The sequence below is a fragment of the Actinosynnema mirum DSM 43827 genome (genome assembly GCF_000023245.1).
GTDB classification, from domain to species: Bacteria; Actinomycetota; Actinomycetes; order Mycobacteriales; family Pseudonocardiaceae; genus Actinosynnema; species Actinosynnema mirum.
Genome location: NC_013093.1, coordinates 4,617,056 through 4,633,347, shown reverse-complemented (window position 1 = coordinate 4,633,347; position 16,292 = coordinate 4,617,056). Strand labels below are relative to the sequence as shown.

The 16,292-nt window shown below is 74.2% G+C and carries 17 protein-coding genes and 1 pseudogene; 12 read left to right on the top strand and 6 right to left on the bottom strand.

The genetic code is table 11. The features are described 5' to 3' along the window. Positions 1–61 precede the first annotated feature (61 nt). The 6 genes from AMIR_RS19685 (at position 62) to AMIR_RS42035 (ending at position 6,021) form a co-directional block, all read left to right on the top strand. Complete coding sequence (locus tag AMIR_RS19685; RefSeq protein WP_015802706.1) at positions 62–1,234, top strand: WXG100 family type VII secretion target; 1,173 nt, start codon at positions 62–64, stop codon at positions 1,232–1,234. Positions 1,235–1,246: 12 nt separating this feature from the next. Further along, a complete protein-coding gene (locus AMIR_RS40415) occupies positions 1,247–1,585 on the top strand; it encodes a hypothetical protein (protein ID WP_015802705.1) in 339 nt (112 codons plus the stop codon). After that, complete coding sequence (locus AMIR_RS19675; RefSeq protein WP_015802704.1) at positions 1,582–2,292, top strand: ESX secretion-associated protein EspG; 711 nt, start codon at positions 1,582–1,584, stop codon at positions 2,290–2,292. Before AMIR_RS40415 ends, AMIR_RS19675 begins: the two co-directional genes overlap by 4 nt. 101 nt (positions 2,293–2,393) lie before the next feature. Continuing rightward, positions 2,394–3,026, top strand: a complete 633-nt coding sequence (locus AMIR_RS19670; RefSeq protein WP_015802703.1) for a TetR/AcrR family transcriptional regulator — start codon at positions 2,394–2,396, stop codon at positions 3,024–3,026. Beyond that, positions 3,023–4,597 carry an MDR family MFS transporter gene (locus AMIR_RS19665; protein WP_015802702.1) on the top strand — a complete coding sequence of 525 codons (1,575 nt, stop codon included), beginning with the start codon at positions 3,023–3,025 and terminating at the stop codon, positions 4,595–4,597. The genes AMIR_RS19670 and AMIR_RS19665 overlap by 4 nt, the downstream gene beginning before the upstream one ends. 671 nt (positions 4,598–5,268) lie before the next feature. Next, positions 5,269–6,021 carry a helix-turn-helix transcriptional regulator gene (locus AMIR_RS42035; RefSeq protein WP_015802701.1) on the top strand — a complete coding sequence of 251 codons (753 nt, stop codon included), beginning with the start codon at positions 5,269–5,271 and terminating at the stop codon, positions 6,019–6,021. A gap of 74 nt (positions 6,022–6,095) precedes the next feature. Here the strand turns inward: AMIR_RS42035 and AMIR_RS19655 are convergent, their stop codons facing one another. Then, entirely contained in the window at positions 6,096–6,434 is a 339-nt protein-coding gene (locus AMIR_RS19655) for an STAS domain-containing protein (protein WP_015802700.1), read from the bottom strand. Between the two features lie 214 nt (positions 6,435–6,648). Continuing rightward, positions 6,649–7,536: an aldo/keto reductase gene (locus AMIR_RS19650; RefSeq protein WP_015802699.1), complete on the bottom strand. Its 888-nt coding sequence runs from the start codon at positions 7,534–7,536 to the stop codon at positions 6,649–6,651. 185 nt (positions 7,537–7,721) lie between these two features. Between AMIR_RS19650 and AMIR_RS42030 the strand changes: the two genes are divergently transcribed. Next, on the top strand, positions 7,722–9,122 hold the full coding sequence (locus AMIR_RS42030) for a family 43 glycosylhydrolase (RefSeq protein ID WP_015802698.1): 1,401 nt from the start codon (positions 7,722–7,724) through the stop codon (positions 9,120–9,122). Here the strand turns inward: AMIR_RS42030 and AMIR_RS19640 are convergent. After that, positions 9,119–10,357: an MFS transporter gene (locus tag AMIR_RS19640; RefSeq protein WP_015802697.1), complete on the bottom strand. Its 1,239-nt coding sequence runs from the start codon at positions 10,355–10,357 to the stop codon at positions 9,119–9,121. The two genes, AMIR_RS42030 and AMIR_RS19640, sit on opposite strands and share 4 nt — an antisense overlap. 95 nt (positions 10,358–10,452) lie before the next feature. Here AMIR_RS19640 and AMIR_RS35955 point away from each other — a divergent pair, with 95 nt between their 5' ends. The 4 genes from AMIR_RS35955 (at position 10,453) to AMIR_RS19620 (ending at position 12,685) form a co-directional block, all read left to right on the top strand. Further along, positions 10,453–11,052: a helix-turn-helix domain-containing protein gene (locus tag AMIR_RS35955; protein WP_222840686.1), complete on the top strand. Its 600-nt coding sequence runs from the start codon at positions 10,453–10,455 to the stop codon at positions 11,050–11,052. 89 nt (positions 11,053–11,141) lie between these two features. Beyond that, positions 11,142–11,483, top strand: coding sequence for an ArsR/SmtB family transcription factor (locus tag AMIR_RS19630; RefSeq protein ID WP_015802695.1), 342 nt, complete (start codon positions 11,142–11,144; stop codon positions 11,481–11,483). A gap of 3 nt (positions 11,484–11,486) precedes the next feature. Next, the gene (locus tag AMIR_RS19625; protein ID WP_015802694.1) at positions 11,487–12,065 is read left to right on the top strand and encodes an SRPBCC family protein; all 579 of its coding nucleotides are present in this window, start codon (positions 11,487–11,489) and stop codon (positions 12,063–12,065) included. Continuing rightward, on the top strand, positions 12,065–12,685 hold the full coding sequence (locus AMIR_RS19620; RefSeq protein WP_015802693.1) for a dihydrofolate reductase family protein: 621 nt from the start codon (positions 12,065–12,067) through the stop codon (positions 12,683–12,685). Before AMIR_RS19625 ends, AMIR_RS19620 begins: the two co-directional genes overlap by 1 nt. Before the next feature lie 283 nt (positions 12,686–12,968). Here the strand turns inward: AMIR_RS19620 and AMIR_RS19615 are convergent, their stop codons facing one another. Both AMIR_RS19615 and AMIR_RS40410 read right to left on the bottom strand, forming a co-directional pair. Next, a complete protein-coding gene (locus AMIR_RS19615) occupies positions 12,969–13,709 on the bottom strand; it encodes a mycothiol-dependent nitroreductase Rv2466c family protein (protein WP_015802692.1) in 741 nt (246 codons plus the stop codon). A 167-nt stretch (positions 13,710–13,876) separates the two neighbouring features. Beyond that, positions 13,877–14,269 (bottom strand): TetR family transcriptional regulator C-terminal domain-containing protein, encoded by a 393-nt coding sequence (locus AMIR_RS40410; RefSeq protein WP_187313592.1) that lies wholly within the window; start codon positions 14,267–14,269, stop codon positions 13,877–13,879. Between AMIR_RS40410 and AMIR_RS43240 the strand changes: the two are divergent. Continuing rightward, positions 14,255–15,064 (top strand): annotated as a pseudogene (locus AMIR_RS43240) (alpha/beta fold hydrolase); the annotation flags it as partial. The gene AMIR_RS40410 and the pseudogene AMIR_RS43240 overlap by 15 nt on opposite strands. A gap of 71 nt (positions 15,065–15,135) precedes the next feature. Here the strand turns inward: AMIR_RS43240 and AMIR_RS43235 are convergent. Next, positions 15,136–16,233, bottom strand: coding sequence for an MFS transporter (locus tag AMIR_RS43235; protein ID WP_425358889.1), 1,098 nt, complete (start codon positions 16,231–16,233; stop codon positions 15,136–15,138). Between the last annotated feature and the right edge of the window lie 59 nt (positions 16,234–16,292).

Here is a 16,292-nt window from a genome sequence, read left to right as displayed (position 1 = left end):
CCGGCTTGGTTAAGGTCCTCCGCGTCCGGTTCGGCGGGGGATTGCGCGGGGGGATTCTGCGGTGCGCCACGAGGGAGTCCGGTGGGAGGGGCACACCCACCGGGAGATGCACGACATGCTGCACACCGACGCCGATCCGGGACGGGTCGTGGAGCGCGGGGCGCAGTGGGACGAGATCTCCGCGGAGCTGACCGAGGTCGTCGCGGAGATGGACGCGGTCAGGGAGAAGCTCGGGCAGTGCTGGACGGGCGAGGCCGCCACCGCCGCCTCGGGCCTGCTGGGCGAGCACACCGAGCGCCTGACCAGCCTGAGCCGGATCGCGGGGGGCACGGGCTCCCACATCAACACCGCGGGCGTCCAGTTGCAGTGCGCCAGGGAGCTGATGCCGAAGGTGCCCGGCTTCCCGGAGGACGCGGCTTTTGCCTTGGGGGGCGTGAATCCGCTGACCGGGGTGGCGCTGGGGTCCCTGGCGGGGCAGGCCGCGCGCGCAGCCTGGCTGGAGGGCGAGAAGCAGCGGGCCGTCGAGGTCATGCGCGGCCACGAGTCGTGCTCCCGGGACATCGGCCACATGGTGGCCAACGACGAGAACTCCAGGCGGGCCCGCGACTGGGAGGTCTTCGCCGGTGGGCCGGGGGCGTCGGACTTCCCGGTGGAGCTCGACCCGCACGCCGACGGCCTGGGGGCGGGCGGCCCCACGGGCGTCCCGCCGCGCGGGTCGGGGGAGGGCTTCGCCTTCGACGACGCTCCGGTGGCGCCGGCCGGCCGCGGCGCCTGCGAGCCGGTGGCGGGAGCGGTCGGGGGGACGACCGCGGTGTCGTCGAGCGCCGAGGCCGATCCCAGGGGTCACGGGGCGCACCCCGCCTCCGCGCAGCAGGCGGCGGGCCAGGCGGGTGGCCCGCAGGCCCAGGCGTGGCAGGTCGGCGCGGGACGTGGCGGCGCGCGGGGTGGCGCGCGGCCGTCCGGCGGCGCGGGCGCTGCCCAGGCCGCCCAGCCCTGGTCCGGCGCGGCCCCCTCGGTGCTCGGCCGGGGACCCGGTGAGGCGCGCCAGGGCGAGGCGCGTCCCGTCCCGCCGCGCGCTCCCGGAGTCGGGGGCCCCTCGCTGTACGGGCCGCTCGGGCAGTCCCCGGCCGACGGGCGCGGGTCGGAGCAGGAGTGGCGGCGCAAGGTCCCGCACGAGGAAGGGCTGTTCGGGGTGGAAGGGCTCCTCGCGGCGCCCAGGGTCATCGGCGAGTGAGCGGAGGCTGTCGTGGGTGCGGGTGACGGGGTCGGCGGCGGGCTGGAGTGCTCGCCGGAGCAGGTGCGCGCGCGTGTCCGGGAGGTCGAGCGGGTGCTGGAGCGGTTGTCGGAGCTCCACCGCTCCTGCGCGCCCGAGACCGACGCCCGGCTCCCGCTGGGGACCAGCGGGCAGGCCGCCGGGCTGAAGGAGGTGTTCGGGCGGCGCTCGCGGGAGTTCCGCCTCGCGCTGTGGGTCACCATCGCCGAGCTGCGCAAGATCCGCCAGGAGCTGCTGGCCAGCGTCCGGACCTACCTCGACGTCGAGGAGGCGCTCGTCCACGGGTTCGACGCGGCGGGGAAGCGCCGGTGAACCACTTGTCGCTCACCGCCCGCGAGCTGCACCTGCTCTGCGAGACCGCCGCCGCCCCCTGGCCCTTCCCCCTCCCCGAACCGCCCACCGCCCGCACCTGGTCCGACCACCTCGCCGACAACCGCCGCGTCTCCGCCTCCCTGCGCGCCAGGGGCCTGGCCGACCACCGGGGTCCCTCCGGGCACGTCGCCGACCTCGTCACCGCCCTCTCCGGCGACCGCGTGCACTGGGAGGGCGCCTCCGGCGTCGCCGTGGGGGTCCGGGGCGGCGGGGTCGCGTTCGCGCTGCGGCCCGCCGGTCCCGACGTCGCCGTCACGCCCTGCCTGCCCGACCTGCTCCCCGACGTCCTCCTCGCCGCCGAGCCGGTCCTGCCGCCCGCCGACTGCCTCCCGCTCACCGCGCCCGCCGCCGCCGTGGCCGCCGCGGGCCGGGTGCCCTCGGGCGGCGCCTGGGAGGTGCTCACCGCGCACGGGGTCACCGGGTCCTCGGCTCGCGGGTGGACCAGCCTGCTCGCCTCCGCGCTCGGTGGCGGTATGTGCACGGCCCAACCCCGCCTCCGCCGTTCGGGTGATAGCAGGAGCGCCCCGATCCGCTGGCTCGACACCCGCCGTGGGCGGCTGCTGGTGGTCGAGCGGGACGGGTGGCTGAGCGCGAACCCGTTGCCGCAGGGGGAGCTCCGCCGACTGGTCGCGGGAGCGTGCGGCTGACCAGTCGGTACCGGGACCGAAGGCCCGTTACCTTTCCGACATAAAAACTTCAGTCGCTGCAAACTTGCACTATGTGCAGCTTTTCGCCTACCCTCACTCGTATGGGGGAAGGTTTGCGCGACCGCAAGAAGCGGCTGACCAGGCAGGCGCTGGCCGACGCCGCGCTCGACCTGGTCGCCGAGCGCGGGCTCGACGGCATCACCGTCGAGGACATCGCCGCAGCCGCGGGCGTCTCCGCCCGCACGTTCTTCAACTACTTCGCCACCAAGGAAGAGGCCCTCCTCGGGCCCGACCCCGACGCGGGCCCGCGCCTGGCCCGCCGCATCCTCGACCAGCCCGCCGACCTCGCCCCCCTCGCCGTGCTGCGCGCCGCCCTCCTGGCCGAACTGGCCGAGGAGACCGCGGGCCGTGACGAGTGGCTGCGCCGGATGCGCGTCATCGAGCAGAACCCCGTGCTGCTGCCCAAGGTCCTCGCGGCGGGCGAGCAGGTCGAGCGGCACATGGTCCGCGCCCTCGCCGAGCGCACCGGGCACGCCGAGACCGACGCCCACCCCATGCTGCTCGCCGCCTCCGCCAACACCGCGTTCCGCGTCGCCGCCTGGCGCTGGGCCAGCTGGCCCGCCACCGGCGACGCCCCCCAGCTCACCGACCTGATCGCCGAGGCCTTCGACCTGCTGGCCTGCGGCTTCGCCCTCCCCAAAACCCCGCACCACCGATCCGACGAGGAAAGATGACCGACACCGCTGTACCCGCGACCGGGGCCCCGAGCACCTCGCGCCGCGACGTCATCCAGGCGATGACGGGCCTGATGCTGGGCATGTTCGTGTCCATCCTGGCCTCGACCGTCGTCTCGAACGCCCTGCCGCGCATCATCTCCGACCTCGACGGCTCGCAGTCCGTCTACACCTGGGTCGTCACCGCCGAGCTGCTCGCGATGACCGCCACCGTCCCCCTGTGGGGCAAGCTCGCCGACCTCTACAGCCGCAAGCTGCTCATCCAGCTCTCCCTCGGCCTGTTCGTGGTCGGCTCGCTCCTGGCGGGCTTCTCGCCGAACGTCGAGGTGCTGATCGTCAGCCGCGTCGTCCAGGGGCTCGGCGCGGGCGGCATGACCGCGCTGTCCACCATCGTGATGGCCGCGATGATCCCGCCGCGCGAGCTGGGCCGCTACGCCGGTCTGTTCGGCGCCGTCTTCGGCATCGGCACCGTCGCCGGCCCGCTCATCGGCGGGTTCCTGGTGGACACCTCGTGGCTGGGCTGGCGCTGGTGCTTCTTCATCGGCGTCCCGTTCACCCTGGCCGCGATCGTGCTGCTCCAGCGCACCCTGCACCTCCCGCTGGTGCGCAAGGACTCCGTCCGGATCGACTACCTGGGCGCGGCGCTGATCACCGGCGGCGTCTCCACCCTGCTGATCTGGTCCACGCTCGCGGGCGGCTCGTTCGAGTGGGTCTCCGCCTGGTCCGCCGTGCTGGTCGGCGGCGGCGTGCTGCTGCTGGCTCTGGCCGTGTGGGTCGAGTCCCGCGCCGCCGACCCCGTGGTGCCGCTGCGCCTGTTCGCCAACCGCACCGTCAGCCTCACCACCATCGCCAGCGTCCTGGTGGGCGTGGCGATGTTCGGCGGCACGGTGTTCCTGTCGCAGTACTTCCAGATCGGCCTCGGCAAGACCCCCACCCAGGCCGGTCTGATGAGCCTGCCGATGGTGTTCGGCCTGTTCCTGTCGTCCACGATCGCCGGTCAGCTGATCACCAAGTGGGGTCGCTGGAAGGTGTTCCTGGTCGCGGGCGCCGCGATCATGGTCGTGGGGATGCTGCTGCTGTCCACGATCGACGCGAACACCACCGTGCTCGTGGTCGGCGTGCACATGGCCGTGCTCGGCGTCGGCGTCGGCATGGTGATGCAGAACCTGGTGCTGGCCGCGCAGAACGACGTGCCCGCCAAGGACCTCGGCGCGACCACGTCCACGCTGACCTTCTTCCGCAGCCTCGGCGGCTCGATCGGCGTGAGCGCGCTGGGCGCGGTGCTGGCCAACCGGGTGTCCACGCTGATGACCGAGAAGCTCACCGCGCTGGGCGTGCCCGCCGACATGCTCGCCAGCGGCGGCGGCCACACGGCGGTGCCCGACCTGTCGGCGCTGCCGGAGCCGATCCGGCTGGTGGTGCGCGACGTGTACGCCACGGCCACCGCCGAGCTGTTCCTGATCGGCGCGCCGATCGCCGCGATCGCGCTGCTCGCGGTGCTGTTCATCAAGGAGAAGCCGCTCAAGGAGCAGAGCGGCGACGAGCGGCTCGCCGCGGAGCTGCCGCACTGACGCCACTCCCGGCGCGGACGACGACGGACCCCCGTTCCCCTCTTGGGGAACGGGGGTCCGCTCGTTGCTCCGGGCGGGTGCAGGCGTGCCGCCGGAGCGCCGTGGTCCCGCCGATCAGGCCGCGCGGTCCCGCCCCCTCGGCGGGACCGTGCGTCCGGGCCGGTGGGACGCGGCGGTCAGACCAGACCGCCCAGGAGGGCGCCGAGCACGTTCTTCACCAGGTCCAGCAATGTGCCGAGCAGACCCATCACTACCTCCTGTTTTCCCCTGAACTCGTCCGCTCACCCGAGCGGTAGGTCCAAAGGTAGGAGGAAGGGACGACCAGGGGTAGCGGTCTCCCCGAGACAGACGCATCAACTCACTCGACGGTGGGTAACACTTTCGCGCGTCACCCACATTGTGTGAATGGTGACGTCCGCGCCGTGCCTGGCAACCGCCGCGCGGCACTGGTCCATTCGGACGCGATCGCGCCGCGGTGTTACCCGCAGCGATCCCCGCCCCTCGCCCTCCCCCGAACGGAACCCGCGCGCCGCACCTCCCGCCGTTCCGGCGGGGTCGGGCGGGCATCCCGCATTCGGGCGGTTTTCCGGCGGCCGGTGTATTTGGCCGTGACCGTTCCGCTCATGCACTAGTGGTGACTGGGGAGTACCACGCACGGGGGGAAGTGGGACATGACATCGACCTTGCAGGCGCGACCGCGCGCCGATCGCTTCGAGCGGCTGCTGTCCGACCGGTCCGGGGTCAGGCTGCTCGGCGTCCCGGAGGTGAGCGGGGCCTCGCGGACCCGCCTGCTGGACGAGTTCGCCGCGCTGGCCTCGGCGCGGGGGGCGCTGGTGGCCAGGGGGCGGGCACGCGGGGGCGCGTACGGGCTGTTCCAGGACGCGTTCGGCTCGGTCTCCGCGCACGGCCGCGAGCGCGACGTGGTCCTGCTGCTGCGCGGGCTGCTGCGGGCGCCGCGCGCGCTCGGCATGACCGAGGACGAGCTGCGCCGCGCCGTCGACGCGGTGCTCGGCTCGCTGCCGGGGCTGGTGCTGCTGCTCGACGACGTGCACCTGGCCGACCGGCCCTCGCTGGCCCTGCTGGAGCACCTGGTGCGCCGGGGGGCGGGCTCACCGCTGCTGGTGGTCCTCGCGCACGAGCCGCGCTCGTGCCCGCCGCCGCTGGCCGCGCTGCTCGTGGCGGCCGAGCGCGAGTCGCTGGCCACGGTCCTGCGGCTGCCCGTCGACGGGCACCGGCTGACCCAGCGCGAGCGGACCGTCCTGGTGGTGCTCGCGGAGGGCCTGACGGCGGACGCGATCGCCCGCAGGCTCGACATCTCGCCGCGCACGGTGCACCGGCACCTCCAGCACCTGTACCGCAAGCTCGGCACGACCGACCGGCTCGCGACCGTGCTGCGCGCACAGGAGCTGGGCCTGCTGGGCTGACCCGCGCCGCAGGGCCGACCGGGGGTGGTGGCGGTCGCGCGGAGGGGGAGTCCGCGCGACCGCGACCGGTGTGCTCACAACGACTCCGGGACCACCGCCTCCTGGACGGTCGGGTAGAGGTCGAGGAGCTGGTCGAGGGTCGTCGCCCGCATGGCGCGCACCATCGCCCTGGCCGGGGCGACCACGCGCAGCGGCGTGCCCTGCCTCGCGCCGAGGCGGTGGTGCTCCACCAGCAGCGACATGCCCACCGAGGCGAAGAACCGCACCTCGGTCAGGTCCACCACCACCGGCCCGCCCTTGTCGGCGGCCTCGGTGAACGCTGTGCGCAGCTGCCGCTCGAAACCGGGGGCGCTGATCGCGTCCACGTCCCCGCTGGCGTGCACGATCACGGGTTGCTCATCCTGGGCGGACATCCGACCTCCTCGTCGAACGCTGCTCATCCGAACATCCGAGGCTCCCAGGTCGAGCCCGCGTTGACCAGCGAGGACGAGCTCCGAGCCCTGCTCCATTCAGGGGTAATATGCGCCACAGTTCGACGTGGGCCGCGCCGGGGCACTCTCCGCGCCGCCGAACCTCGATTCCGCGGCGCCCCCAGGGCGTCTCGTCTGCCCGTTCCCCGCCGCCGCGTCACGCCTCGGGGATCACCGAGCCCCACTCCTCCAGCGTGAACCCCTCCGGGTCCGGCCCGCCGCGCACGCCCCGGTCCAGCCCGTCCACCGCCGCCAGCTCGGCCTCGGTCAGCGCGAACCCGAAGACGTCGAAGTTCTCCGCGATCCGGTGCGGCCTCACCGACTTCGGGATGACCGACCGCCCACGCTGCAGGTGCCAGCGCAGCATCACCTGCGCGGCCGTGCGCCCGTGCCCGTCGGCGATCGCGGTGATCACCGGGTCCGCCATCACGTTGACCCGGTCCTCGCCGCCCCAGCCGGGGTAGAACGTGATCCCGCCGATCGGCGACCACGCCTGCGTCACGATCCCGCGCTCCGCGTCGGCCGCCTGCACGTCGGGCTGGGCGAAGTACGGGTGCAGCTCCACCTGGTTCACCGCCGGGACCACCCCGGTCTCGGCGGCGAGCCGCTCCAGGTGCACGGGCGCGAAGTTGCTGACCCCGATCGCCCGCACCGACCCGTCCGCGAGCAGCCCCTCCAGGTCCCGGTACGCCTCGACGGTCAGGTCGAACCGGTGCGGGAACGGCTGGTGCAGGATCAGCAGGTCGATCACGTCGAGCCCGAGCTTGCCCGCGCTCTTGCCGAACGCGTGCCGCGTCGCGCCCCGCCCGTAGTCGTCGATCCACACCTTGGTCTCGACGAAGTACTCCGACCGCGCCAGCCCGGACTCCCGCAGCGCCCGCCCGACCTCGCGCTCGTTGCCGTAGACCGCCGCCGTGTCCACGTGCCGGTAACCGACCTCCAGCGCCGCCGCGACCGCGCCGGTGGTCTCCTCGGGCGCCGACTGGAAGACCCCGAGTCCGAGGGCGGGCATCTCGACGCCGTTGTTGAGCTTGATGGTCTCCATGCCTCCCACGCTAGGAACGCCCGGCCCGCCCCGACAGGTCGCGGTTCACCCCCCTTCACGGGCGCGATCCGGGAATAGCCGGGCGGCGCGGGGGTGTTGTGCGCGCGCCGCGCTCCCGTTAGCGTCGGCGCACCGCGCTGACCCTCGCCACCACCACCCTCCTGCTCGGCGGGATCACCTCCGCCGTGTCACCGGCAGCCTCGGCGGCGATCGTCGACACCTCCGCCTCCTACGCGCTGGTCAACCGGCACAGCGGCCGGGCGCTCGACGTCTACGACCTGGCCACGGGCGACGGCGCCCGCATCGCCCAGTTCACCCGCAACGACGGGGCCTGGCAGCAGTGGCAGTTCGTCGACTCCGGCGGCGGCTACTACCGGCTCAAGTCCCGGCACAGCGACAAGGTCCTGCAGATCTCCGGCGGGTCGACCACCGACGGGGCCGAGGTCGTGCAGTGGACCGACTCCAACGCGACCAGCCAGCAGTTCCGGCTCGTGGACTCGGCGTCCGGCCACGTCCGGCTGCTGAACCGGGCCAGCGGCAAGGCGGTGGAGACCTACGAGTGGTCGACCGCCGACGGCGCGCGCGTCGTGCAGTGGCCGGACCTGGACGGCGCGAACCAGCAGTGGCAGCTGATCAGGCTGGGCGCGCCGGGCGCGGTCGTGAACCCCGTCAAGCGGGGCGGCCCCGATCCCTGGCTCCAGCACCACAACGGCTACTACCACCTGGCGACGACGACCTGGAACTCCACGGTCACCATGCGCCGCTCCCGCACCCTGGCCGGGTTGTCGAGCGCGGCCGACCAGGTCGTGTTCAGCCTCTCCGGCCGCCCCAACGGGTGCTGCACCATGTGGGCGCCGGAGTTCCACCTGCTGAACGGCCGCTGGTACCTGTACTACGTCGCCGGGCAGAACGTGCCGGACTTCAACCCCACGCAGCGCCTGCACGTGCTGGAGTCCGCGGGCGGCGACCCCATGGGCCCCTACAGCTTCAAGGCCGACCTCGGGAACACCTGGGAGCTCGACCCGAGCATCCTGCAGGTGGGCGGGAAGCTGTACCTGTTGGGCAGCGCGATGGACGGCACGCAGTCGCTGACCATCACGCCGATGAGCAACCCGTACACGCTCAGCGGGGCCCGCCGCACGATCAGCCAGCCGACCCTGGCCTGGGAGCGGCAGACCGCCGCCGTCAACGAGGGCGCGGAACCGCTGCACCGCAACGGGAAGACCATGATCGTGTACTCGGCGAGCGCGTGCTGGGGCCCGGACTACAAGCTGGGCCTGCTCACCCTCACCGGCGGCGACCCGCTCAACCGGGCGCACTGGACCAAGTCGCCGAACCCGGTGTTCCAGCGCGACGACGCGAACGGCGTGTTCGCCCCCGGCCACAACGGGTTCTTCAAGTCCCCCGACGGCACGGAGGACTGGATCGTCTACCACGCCAACGAGAGCGCGTCCGGCGGCTGCGACATGAACCGCTCGGCGCGGGCGCAGAGGTTCACCTGGAACGCCGACGGCACGCCGAACTTCGGCCCGCCGGTCCGCCTGGGCGTGCAGCTCCCGCCGCCCTCGGGCGAGCCCGCGTCCTAGCCGCCGAGAGGCCCCGGTTCCGTCCCGAGCGGACGGAACCGGGGCAGGGCGGCGCGCAGCGCGACCAGGCAGGTGGCGGCCAGCAGCAGGGTGGCGCCGCCGATCAGCGCGGCCCGGAGTCCCAGCAGGGCCAGCAGCCCGCTGACCGAGATCACCCCGACCGCGCCCGCCACCCGCTGCAGCGCGAACACCTCGGCCTTGCGGTGCGGCGGCGCGAGCGCGTCCAGCGCCAGCGAGTAGAACGTGCCCAGCAGCGGCAGGAAGAACCCCAGCACCGCCGCGCCCGCCAGGGTCACCACGAGGTGCCCGCCCGCCAACGTCGCGCAGGCGCCCGCGGTGCTGGCGGCCAGGTAACCGGCGACCGCGGCGGTGCTCGGGACGCGGTTGCGCACGCTCACCCTGATCCCGCCCAGGACCGAGCCCGCGCACAGCACGGAGGCGAACAGGAACGCCCACCCCGGACCGAGGTCGAAGGCGAGCGCGAACGAGACCGCGCCGACCTCCACCGCCGCGACCGCGCCGCTGCCCGCCGCCGCGCAGCACAACCACACCAGCGCCTCGCGGGGGAGCCCGCCACCGGCCGGTGTCGCGTCCGGGACCGCGTCCGGTGCCGCGTCCGGTGCCGCGTCCGGGACCGCGCGCATGTCCGGGACGCGGGGCGTGAGCACGGCCGGGCCCAGCCCGAGCACGGTGATCATCGCCATCGCCCACACCGGCGACGCCGAGCCGACCAGCGACGCGAGCACGGGGGAGAGCGCGAAGGTGACCTCGTTCAGCGTGGCGGCCACGCCCAGCGCCCTGGGCAGGCGGCCGGGGGAGACCAGGTGGTTGAGCAGGAGCCGCTGGTAGCCGTGCGCGGCCCCGCTGACCGCGCCCGCCACGACGACGGCGGCGACCAGCGCGGCGAACGGCGCGCCCACCGCGCCCAGGCCCGTGGCGGCGGCGAAGGCGGCGGTGCGGACGGCGACCAGGGCGCGCAGGTAGCGCACCGGGGAGAAGCGCCTGCCCAGCCGGGAGAGGGGGACCGAGCCGAGCACCTGGGCCGCGGTCATGGCGAAGACGAGTGCGGCCCCGGACTCGGCCGTGCCGGTGAGCGGCAGCGCCAGCAGGCCGAAGGCGATCGGGGCGGCGGCCTGGGGAACGCCGGAGGTCGCGGAACCGAGCTGCCACCGTACGATGTCCCGCCTCGGCGGCGACGTGCGCGCTGGTGGGGGGATCGACTGCGTGGCGGTCATGCGGGGGCCTCGTGCCTTCACGTGCTCGTGCGGTGGGGGGCGGCGTGGGGCCGACCGGCGATGGTGGGCACTATAGTGCTCATTTGGGGAGTGGGGTGCGCGTGGTCGACCAGATCCGCCCGGAGGTCGTGGTCCTCCTGGGCAACCGCATCCGCGCGCTGCGCAAGGCCGCCGGGCTGAGCGTGGTGCGCCTGGCCGAGCTGAGCGGCGTCAGCAGGCGGATGCTCACCCAGATCGAGCTGGGGCAGGCGAACCCGAGCCTGTCCACGGTGGACCGCGTGGCGTCCGCGCTGGGCACGACCTTCTCCGCACTGGCGGGCGTGCTGGGCGACCCGCTGCCCGAGGGGGTCGAGGTGTGGTCCACGCCGGGCGGGAGCTGGGCGTACCTGGTGAACGCGGTGGAGACGGCGGAGGCGTCGATCGAGCTGTGGAAGTGGCGGCTGCTCGGCGACGACCGGTACGGCGGCGTGGGCGGGACGCCGGGGACGCCGGACTCGATGGCGCACGTGCTGCGGGGCGAGCTGGTGGTCCGGCGGGGTGAGGTCGAGCTGCTGCGCGTGGCGGAGGGCGGGTCGGCTCGGCTGGCGAGCGCCGGGGGGCACACGTTCGGCGCGGGGGGTGAGGTCGTGGACTTCCTGTGGGTGCCGACCGTGCTCCGCGGTTCCACGCCACCGCCCTCGCCGCCTCGCGCCTGAGCTGCGGGTTTCCGGGTTCTGACCACTCTTTCGGTGGATCTCCGCCCACTGCGCCTTGACGCGTGCCGATATGGGCATATGATTTGCCCATGGCACGAGCAGCGACCACCTCGGACGTCTTCAACGCGATCGCCGAACCGCAGCGCCGGGAGATCCTGGGGCTGCTGCGGTCGCGCGAGTGGCCGGTGACCGAGCTGGCCGACCGGCTCGGGATGACCCAGCCGCGCGCGTCCAAGCACCTGCGCGTGCTCCGGGAGGTGGGGCTGGTGCGGGATCGCAAGGCGGGCAAGCAGCGCCTGTACTGCCTGGACGCGCGGGGGTTGCGGTCGGTGCACGAGTGGTCGGGCGGGTTCGAGCGGTTCTGGAGCGAGAGCTTCGACCGGCTCGACGGGTACCTGCAGGAGCTGAAGCAGGAGAGGCAGGGGGAGTAGCGGGTGGAAACGGTCGCCGACCGCGAGGTCGTGGTCTCCAGGGTCGTGGACGCGCCGAGGGAGCTGGTGTTCGAGGCGTTCACCGAGGTCCGGCACCTGGCGCGGTGGTGGGGGCCGGACGGGTTCACCACGACGACGCGCGCGTTCGAGTTCCGCGTCGGGGGGGAGTGGGAGTTCGTGATGCGCGGGCCGGACGGGACGGACTACCAGGAGTGGATCACCTGGACCGGGATCGCCCCGCCGGAGCGGATCACGTTGCGGCACGGGGAGTTCCGCGACGACCCGAACGCGTTCGAGACGGTGCTGACGTTCGAGCCGGAGGGGGCGGGGACGCGCGTCGAGCTGCGCACGGTGTTCCCCACGCGGGAGGCGCGCGCCGAGGCGGTCGAGAAGTACCACGCGGTCGAGGGCGGCAGGCAGACCCTCGGCAACCTGGCGGCTTACGTCACCGGGGGTGCTGGTGCCACCGGGCTCTCGCCCGCCGCCGGGGCCGCTCGGGCCGCTGGTGGTGCTCCGGTGACCGGGGTCTCGCCGGTGGCCGGGTCTGCTCACGTCACGGATGGCGCGGGGGAGCGAATCTGATGGCGGGCACGGTGTTCTTCAGCGTGTCGATGTCCCTGGACGGCTTCATCGCCCCCGAGAGCGCCGAGGAGCTGATGGGGCGGCAGTGGATGGAGCTGCAGGGCTGGGCCTTCCGGCAGCGGTTCTTCCGGGAGAACCTCAAGCTCGGCTCCGGCGGCGCGGAGGGGCGGGACAACGAGATCGTCCGGGCGACGTTCGAGCGCACCGGCGCGAGCGTGATGGGCAAGCGCATGTTCGACGCGGGCGAGCACGCCTGGCCCGACGACCCGCCGTTCCACACCCCGGTGTTCGTCGTGACCCACGAGCGCCGCGCCCCCTGGGAGCGCCGGGGCGGCACCACGTTCCACTTCGTGAACGACGGCGTCGAGTCCGCGCTGGCCCAGGCGCGTGAGGCCGCCGGTGACCGGGACGTGCGCGTGTCGGGTGGCGGCGAGACGATCCTGCGCCACCTGAACGCCGGACTGGTGGACGAGTTCACCCTCGCCCTGTCCCCGGTGCTGTTCGGCGCGGGCATCCGCCTGTTCGAGGGCGTGGACGCGTCCAGGGTGGCCCTGGACCAGGTCCGCGCCGAACCCGGCGAGGGGGTGACCCACCTGACCTACGCCGTCAGGCGGAGGTAGGGGCAGACCTCGCGCTCGACGGCGCTGGGGGTCGTCGTCGAGCGTGGGGAACGCCAGGCGCGGGGACGCCGGGTGTGGGGGACGCCGGGTGTGGGGTCGCCGGGTGTGGGGGACGCCGGGTGTGGGGTCGCCGGTTGTCGGGTACGCCGCCCCCGCCGCCGGGCCCGCAGCGTCCTACCGCGCCTTGTCGCTCCCCGGCCGCCCCTGCCGCGCCTCGCCGGGGCCTGTCGCGTCCTTGTCGCCCTCCTGTGCTGCCCTGTCGGGGCGCACGTGGGCCGTAGGTCTACTTCTTCAGCCTGCGGCTCCCGGCGTGCCAGTCCTCGACCGGGCCCGTCTCCTGCGCCGTGACGCCGAACGAGGGCAGTTGCGGCTGTTCGCGCAGGCTGCGCTTCAGCTCGGCGAAACCGGGGAAGGCGGCGAGGGCGGCGACGTGGTCCCACAGGGCCACCGCCTGGTCCTCGTCGGGCAGTCTGCTGATCACCGGGCCGAACAGCGCCGTGCCGTTCGGCGGGGCGAAGCGCAGGATCGGGGTGCCGACGTCCTTGCCGGTCAGGGACAGCGCCTCGTCCGACTCGGCCTGGATCTCCGCGTCGCGCGAGGCGTCGTCCAGGGACTCCGCGAGCGAGGTCGGCAGCCCGGCCTCGGCGAGCGCGTCGGCGGCCAGCTCCGGCGCGCCCTGCCAGCCCGGCGCGCGTCCCGCGTCGGGGGCCGACTCCATGATCCGGGCGCCGAGCGCGGCGTACAGCGGTCTGACCGCCTCGCGCCCGTGCCGCTCCCGCACCGCCGAGGCGACCCGCAGCAGTCGCAGGCCCGCGGTGTGCCGCGCCTCGTACTCCGGCGGGAAGTGGCTGTCGTAGTCGACGTGCGAGTTGATCAGGCGCAGCGAGATGAACCGCCAGTCGACGGCCGACCCGCGCCGCGCCTGCACGATCCGGACCCACTTGCTCGTCATCCACGCGAACGGGCACACCGGGTCGAAGGAGAAGTCGAGATCCGTCTTTCCGGTCGTCTCCACGCTCACCATCCCTGGCAGGTCGTTCCTTGAACCCGGCGCGGGGTGCGCGCTCGGGGGGTGTGCGGTTGAGCGGTCGGGCCCAGGTCGGTCGTCCGGCAGCCGTCCGTCCGTCGTCCGGCAGCCGTCCGTCCGTCGTCCGGCAGCCGTCCGTCCGTCGTCCGGTCGTCAGTCGTTGGTCAGTCGTTGGTCAGCAGTGCGAGGATGCCCGAGGTCGCGGCGTCCGCCGACCCCTGCCGTCCGGTCGCCCGCGTGAGCACGAACGCGCCTTCGACGGCGGCGATCAGCGCCGCTGCGGTCTTCGCCGGGTCGGGGCCGGGGATCAGCGAGCCGTCCTCCTGGCCCGCCCGCACCGCCTCCTCCACCAGGGCGCCCAGTTCGGTGAAGGTCGAGTCGAGGCCCGCGCGCAGGTCCGGGTCGCCCACGACGCCCGCGTCGTAGGCGAAGCCGCCCACCCGGCACCCCTCCAGCGCCCGGCCCGCCGAGCGCAGGAAGGCGGCGAGCCGGTCGCGACCGATCGGCTGCCCTGGCCCACGCCCGCCTCGTCCACCGCGCCGGTGATCGTCAACCACAAGACCGAGAACCTGGACGCCTTCGAGCTCTTCTACCGGGAAGCGGGCCCGGCCGACGCCCCCGTCGTGCTCCTGCTGCACGGCTTCCCGACCTCGTCGCACATGTTCCGCAACCTCATCCCGCACCTCGCCGACCGCTTCCCCGTGATCGCCCCCGACCTGCCGGGCTTCGGCCAGAGCGCCGCGCCCGACCACACCGAGTTCCCCTGCACCTTCGACCGCGCCGCCGACCTGGTCCGCGCGCTCCTGACCCGCCTCGGCGTCACCCGCTACGCGGTCAACGTCTTCGACTACGGCGCCCCCACCGCCTGGCGCCTCGCACTGGCCGACCCGGACGCGATCACCGCGCTGGTCGTGCAGAACGGCAACGCCTACGACGAGGGCCTGGACGACGACTTCTGGGCCCCGATCAAGCGCTACTGGGCCGACCCCACCCCGCGGAACCGCGAGGCCCTCAGCGGCCTGGTCACCCCGGAGACCACGAAGTTCCAGCACACCGACGGCATGGCCCACCCGGAGCGCGTCTCCCCGGACAACTGCACCCTCGACCAGGCCCTCCTCGACCGTCCCGGCAACGAGGACGTCCAGCTCGACTACTTCCTCGACTACGGCACCAACCCCGCCCTCTACCCGGCGGTCCAGGACTGGCTGCGCGCCAAGCAGCCCCCGACCCTGGGCGTCTGGGGCGCGAACGACGTGATCTTCCCCGCGGAGGGCGCCCACCCGTACAAGCGCGACCTCGAGGACGTCGAGTTCCACCTCTTCGACAGCGGCCACTTCCTCCTGGAGGACCGCCCCGACGCGCTCGGCGGCGCCCCCGACCTACTCGGTGATCCACATCCCGAGTGGGTCGGGGACGGGTGTCCTCACCCCTGCGCCGCCCGCTCGGCCCGGTCGATCGGCCCACGGGTCCGCGCCGCCGTCGCCGCCGCCAGCGCGATCACCCCGCCCGCCGCCGCGAACGCCACCGCCGTTCCGGCAGGCCCGTCCACCAGCGCCCCCGCCACCGCCCCGCCCGCCGAGTTCGCCGCCACCGGCAGCGCAGCCACCCACGTGTGCGCCTCGGTCAGCATCCCGTCCGGCACGATCCGGTCCACCAGCAGCAGGTACACCGTCAGCGCGGGCGCGATCACCAGCCCGGCCAGCACGATCGCCACCCCCAGCGCGACCGGCCCCGCCGCCAGCGCCAGCGCCGCCGTGGCCAGCGCGTTCAGCCACAGCAGCACCGCCAGCTGGCGCGTCCCGGCGCCACCGCCGCGCCTGAGCCCGAACCACAGACCGCCGACCCCGGAGCCCAACCCCCACAGCGCCAGCAGCACCCCCGCCGCCCCCGCCGTCCCCTCGGCCGCCGCAGGCACCGCCACCGACACCATCCCGAACCCCACGCCCAGCGCGCCCACGCACACCAGCACGGCGGGGAACCCTGGCACGCGCAGCGGCCCCAGCCCCGTCGTCGCCACCGCGGCCCTCGGCCCGCGCAGCGCCGCCGACCGCGACAGCGCCAACGACCCCAGCAGCGTTGTCACCGCCGCGCACACCAGCGCCCCGGCGGGCGAGGACAGCAACACCGAGATCGACACCAGCAACGGCCCCGCCACGAACACCAGCTCGAACACCGCGCTCTCCGCCGCCATCGCCGTCCGGCGAAGCTCCCGCGCCGCCATCACGCTCCACGCGCCGCGCACCACCGGCGTCAACGGCGGGTAGCTCGCCCCCGCCGCCGTCGCCGCCGCGCACACCGCCGCCCACGACCACCCGGCCACCGCCACCAGCAGCAGCAACGCGCAGGCGTGCGCGACCCCGGCCGCCACCAGCACACGGGCCGACCCGAGCCGATCCGCGAGCCTGCCCAGCACGGGACCGGCCGCCGCGCCCGTCAGCGCGTAGCAGCCACCGGCCAGCCCCGCGTGCAGGTAGCCGCCGGTGGAGTCCCGCACCAGCAGCAGCAGCGCCAGCGGCGTCATGCCCGCGCCCAGCCGGGCCGCCGCCCCCACCACCAGCAGGAACGGCGCGCCCGGCAGGC

What these genes read in the sequence shown, in the direction of transcription:
- AMIR_RS19640 (WP_015802697.1), bottom strand. Translation starts at nt 10,357, where the DNA reads ATGACCGCCACGCAGTCGATCCCCCCACCAGCGCGCACGTCGCCGCCG.
- AMIR_RS19665 (WP_015802702.1), top strand. Translation starts at nt 3,023, where the DNA reads ATGACCGACACCGCTGTACCCGCGACCGGGGCCCCGAGCACCTCGCGC.
- AMIR_RS19655 (WP_015802700.1), bottom strand. Translation starts at nt 6,434, where the DNA reads ATGTCCGCCCAGGATGAGCAACCCGTGATCGTGCACGCCAGCGGGGAC.
- AMIR_RS42035 (WP_015802701.1), top strand. Translation starts at nt 5,269, where the DNA reads ATGACATCGACCTTGCAGGCGCGACCGCGCGCCGATCGCTTCGAGCGG.
- AMIR_RS19670 (WP_015802703.1), top strand. Translation starts at nt 2,394, where the DNA reads ATGGGGGAAGGTTTGCGCGACCGCAAGAAGCGGCTGACCAGGCAGGCG.
- AMIR_RS19650 (WP_015802699.1), bottom strand. Translation starts at nt 7,536, where the DNA reads ATGGAGACCATCAAGCTCAACAACGGCGTCGAGATGCCCGCCCTCGGA.
- AMIR_RS19615 (WP_015802692.1), bottom strand. Translation starts at nt 13,709, where the DNA reads ATGGTGAGCGTGGAGACGACCGGAAAGACGGATCTCGACTTCTCCTTC.
- AMIR_RS19620 (WP_015802693.1), top strand. Translation starts at nt 12,065, where the DNA reads ATGGCGGGCACGGTGTTCTTCAGCGTGTCGATGTCCCTGGACGGCTTC.
- AMIR_RS19630 (WP_015802695.1), top strand. Translation starts at nt 11,142, where the DNA reads ATGGCACGAGCAGCGACCACCTCGGACGTCTTCAACGCGATCGCCGAA.
- AMIR_RS43235 (WP_425358889.1), bottom strand. Translation starts at nt 16,233, where the DNA reads ATGACGCCGCTGGCGCTGCTGCTGCTGGTGCGGGACTCCACCGGCGGC.